The organism is Actinomadura logoneensis, assembly GCF_003428695.1.
GTDB lineage: Bacteria > Actinomycetota > Actinomycetes > Streptosporangiales > Streptosporangiaceae > Spirillospora > Spirillospora logoneensis.
The window spans coordinates 1-3,334 of the sequence record NZ_QURH01000727.1 but is presented as its reverse complement, the minus strand read 5'-3'; the positions used below and the strand labels follow the sequence as shown (position 1 = coordinate 3,334).

Below are 3,334 nucleotides of genomic sequence, written 5' to 3'. Positions count from 1 at the left end.
GCTGCCCTGCCTGGCCTGGCCCAGACACCTCTCCGGCGACCGGCCGCGCCGCCCCGGGCGCGGCCGGGCGGGACGTCGAGCGGGACGCCGCGCTCGCGATCGAGCGGGACGCCGCGCTCGCGATCGAGCGGGCGTTCCGCGAGGCGGACGTGTCGGGCCGCCTGCACGCGGTCGACATCGACACCGGCCGCGAACTCGGCGTCGGCGCCGACGACCCGGTGGTGCTCGCCTCGGTCTACAAGGTGCCGCTGCTGGTGGCGTTCTTCCGGCTGGCCGCGCGCGGCGTCCTGGACCCCGCCGAGCGGATCACCCTGCGGCCGGACGAGCGGACCGAGGGCGGCACCGGACTGTCGGTCATGCTGGACGACGTCACGATGTCCCTGCGCGACCTGGCCCTCATGATGATCACGGTCAGCGACAACGCGGCGGCGGACGCCGTCTACGCGCGCGTCGGCCGGGACGAGGTCAACGCCGCGCTCGACGGGCTCGGCCTGCCCGGCATCCGCGTGACCGGCGACGGCCGGGACCTGTTCGACGCGCTGCTCGCCGACTCCGGCACCAGCGGCCTCGGCGAGCTGTGGCAGCGCGCGGACGAGCCCGGGATGCTCGACCGGCTGGGTCCGCTCGACCCGTCCCGCACCAGCGCCGGGACACCCCGCGAGCTGACCGGGCTGCTGTCGCTGATCTGGCTCGACCGGGCCGCGCCCGCGGCCGAGTGCGCGCTGATGCGCCGGATGCTCGGCCACCAGGTGTGGCCGCACCGGCTGTCCGCGGGCTTCCCGCGCGACGACATCCGGGTGAGCGGCAAGACCGGGACGCTGCTGACCCTGCGGAACGAGATCGGCGTCGTGGAGTACCCCGACGGCGGACGCTACGCCGTGGCCGTGTTCACCCGCGCGGCCGAGCCCGTGGCGGTCGCGCCGCGCGCGGACGCCGTGATCGGCGCCACCGCACGGATCGCCGTCGAGGCCCTCCGCCGCGTCCGCTGACCCCGCCCCGTCTCATGACACACCGGGAAGTCGGAGGCCGGGCCGGGTGAGGAGGCCGGGCCGGGTGAGGGGGACGCCGGGCCGGGTGAGGCGGACGCCGAGCCGGGTGAGGCAGACGGCGGGCCGGTGGCGTGTACGGCGGGATCCCGGACGGTGGGATGCCGTCCGGGATCCGCGCTGAGGGAGTGCCCGGCCGCACGCAGCGGTCGTTGAAGGCCGGGCCAACGCTCGGCGCCCGCCAACCCCCTGGCGGCATGCCGACGCCGGCGACCCTCGCACGAGTCGATCAACGTTGGATTACCGCGCAGGTCAGGCGGGGTTCTCCGGGCGCCAGGGGGTGAGCCAGGGGGTCTCGGGCCGGCCCTCGGCGGCGGCCATCAGCGGGAAGGCGGTCGCGCCGTCCACCGACTCGCGGACGATGTCGGCGTGCCCGGCGTGCCGCGCCGTCTCGTGGATCAGGTGCAGCAGCACCCAGCGGAGCGACCAGGCGTCCGCGTCCTGCGGGAACCAGGGCACGCCCTTCGGGATCGGCACCGGGTACCCGAGGTCGTCGATCCCGGCGACGACCCGGTCGGTGCGTTCGGCGGCCCGCCGGTGGTCGGCGAGGACGCCCTCCAGGGTGTCGTCCGGTCCGAAGACGAAGCCCTCGGCGTACGCGTTCGGGTCGCCCTGGCGCGGCAGGCGCTCCACCATGTCCATCCAGGTGTGCTCCACGCGCGCGACGTGCTTGATCAGCCCGCCGACGGACAGCGAGCTCGCCGTCGGGGTGAGCCGCGCCTGCTCGTCGGTGAGCCCGTACGCGGCGTTGCGCAGCGCCTGCCGCTGGTAGGCCAGGAAGGCCGTCAGGCCCTCGCGCTCGTTCTCGACGGGGGGCACGGTTGCGGGCATGGTGACTCATCCTCCGTCTCGGGGGCTGTGAGCGGTCGGTGTCATCCTCGCACCCGCTACTCGTGGTTTCGGGCGACCGGTACCCCCTCCGCCGGACCTCACGCCCTCGACGGGACGGGCCGGAAGGCGGAGACTGGCCGGGTCCGGCGGAGCACGGTGGGAGCGCGGGAGGACGCGCCGCCGGGCGAGGCCGCCGGACGGGACCCAGGACACCGGGCACAGGGGCACGAGGCACCGGGCAGGGGCGCCGGACGCGCGGCCGGTGCCGGACGGCGATGGTCCGAGACCGGACCGGCGACACGTCCGGAAACGTAGGCTGTTACCCCTGTTTTGGACGTCCCTGGGGAGAATGCGTTGCGGTTGCCGGAGCACCTGGAACTGCTGCTCACCGACGAGCCGGTCCTGGACGTGTACGCGCACGGCCCGTGGCGCGTCCCGGACGGCCTGTTCGAGGAGATCACCGCACGGATCGACGCGCTCGCCGCGGACCCGCGTGCGGCCGGCCTGACGACCGACGAGCACAAGCTGCTCACGCTGCCGGCGTCCCTGGTGACCGCGGAGATCTTCGCCATCCTGGCGTTCCTGCCGGGCGGCGGCGCGATCAAGGCGGGCTCCTGGTCGCAGCTCCCCGAGCGGCTGCTGTACAAGCACCTGGCGAACCCCGCGCCGCTCAGCACCCGGATGACCCGCTGCGACGCGCCCGGCGGACGCTGGCGCCCGCCGCTGGACTGGCTGGTCGAGGCCCCCGACCGGGAGCTGGCGATCGAGCTGGCCCGCGAGTGCCTGGTCGCGCTGGAGGGCATCGAGCCGCTGGAGAACCGCCGCCGCGCGCTGGTCGAGCTGTACGACACGCCGCCGCCCGGCGAGGTCAACCTGCCGAAGATGGAGCTGCGCGAGCAGTGGCACGCGCACGCCCCCGAGCGCGTGCTGGCGGCCGTCCCGGAGCTGCTCGGCCCGGTCGGGTATCTGGAGTGGGTCTGCGAGGGGCTGCTCGCCGCGCGCGAGCACCTGGCGGCCGTCGCGCCGCGCGAGGAGACGGTGGAGACCCACCTCGTCCAGCTGCTGCTGCAGGGCAGCATGGAGCACGTGCCGCCGGAGCTCGCGGTCGCGGTCGGCGAGGACCGGTACCGCGAGATCCGCGCCCGGTTCCCGGTGGAGCGGCGCGGGTTCAAGGCCGCGGCGTGGCAGGAGCAGACCCGGTCCTGGCTCGTCGCGGCCCTGGTGTCGGGCGCGGCGGACGCCTGCCGGGCCTGGCTGGACATGGCGATGCGGTTCGTCGCGATCGTCCAGGGGCTGCCCGGAGACCCGTGGTTCCCGCGCCCGGAGTGGATTCCGGTCGTGCAGTTCCAGACCGACCTGCGGCGGCTGTTCGCGCCGCGCCGCCGCGTGCCGAACCCGCTCGCCGACCGGCTGCGCCCCGCGCCGGGCGAGCCCGCGGCCGTGCCCGCCGCGCCGTC

Annotated in this window: 2 protein-coding genes and 1 pseudogene; 2 read left to right on the top strand and 1 reads right to left on the bottom strand. The window is 75.6% G+C overall.

Annotated features, from left to right (window positions below):
* Positions 1–989, top strand: a 989-nt coding sequence (locus DZF91_RS26310; protein WP_328589215.1) for a serine hydrolase, incomplete at its 5' end; no start/stop codon positions are given.
* Positions 990–1,298: 309 nt separating this feature from the next.
* On the opposite strand, the gene DZF91_RS26305 is transcribed toward DZF91_RS26310, so the two are convergent.
* On the bottom strand, positions 1,299–1,877 hold the full coding sequence (locus DZF91_RS26305) for a DinB family protein (RefSeq protein WP_117359867.1): 579 nt from the start codon (positions 1,875–1,877) through the stop codon (positions 1,299–1,301).
* A gap of 354 nt (positions 1,878–2,231) precedes the next feature.
* Between DZF91_RS26305 and DZF91_RS26300 the strand changes: the two are divergent.
* A pseudogene (locus DZF91_RS26300) lies at positions 2,232–3,334 on the top strand (hypothetical protein); the annotation flags it as partial.